At 39.8% G+C, this 638-nt stretch carries 1 pseudogene; it reads left to right on the plus strand.

Going from position 1 to position 638, the window contains the following annotated elements:
* Positions 1-215: 215 nt before the first annotated feature.
* Positions 216-638 (plus strand): annotated as a pseudogene (locus ADH52_RS01995) (T7SS effector LXG polymorphic toxin); the annotation flags it as partial.

Raw genomic sequence — 638 nt, forward strand, 5'->3', positions numbered from 1 at the left:
AGACATTGAAGTCTTAAAAATAGTCGAAACACCTTTAGGAATCTTTAAAGATCAGGGAGTTAAGATCAAGAGTTTAGAAGGCCAAGACATCGATAACTTTTTAAATTCTATTGAAAAGTAATTTTTTGATGCTTTATCGCCATTAAAATAGCTTGTAAGGAACTTGTTTATTCACTTTTAGTTATAGGCAAGTTCCTGTTTTTACATTAAGTGAGAATCTCCAAGGTCAGGCCATCTCGAGTATGCGCACCTACCTAGTAGAGGTGCATGGGACTCTCCTTCAGACTCTGGTCAACCTGATGAATGACTACTCAACCAATCTCCTACTGTACAAGGATGGTTACTACCAGATTGATGGTGATCTTCATACAAAGCTTCCAAGTAAGGTATTTACAAACCTTCATAGTGCTTTAAAGAGTTCACGGGACGATTTGAAGGGTGAGATTGAGCTCTTGAACACGACCAAGGACAAGATTTCAGACTTGGTGAGCTACGAAGGAAGCAGTCATACCAGTACGGTCATGAACTATAACTTTCTCATGAACCAGCTCAAGAACTTGGATACCTCCATCACTCAGTATGAAAGTAACCATGCAAGTCAGGATTTGGTTGCCTTTAAGGAACTCTTGTCGGCGACC

Origin of the sequence: Streptococcus pseudopneumoniae, assembly GCF_001072665.1 — a bacterium.
Taxonomy (GTDB): Bacteria; Bacillota; Bacilli; order Lactobacillales; family Streptococcaceae; genus Streptococcus; species Streptococcus pseudopneumoniae_S.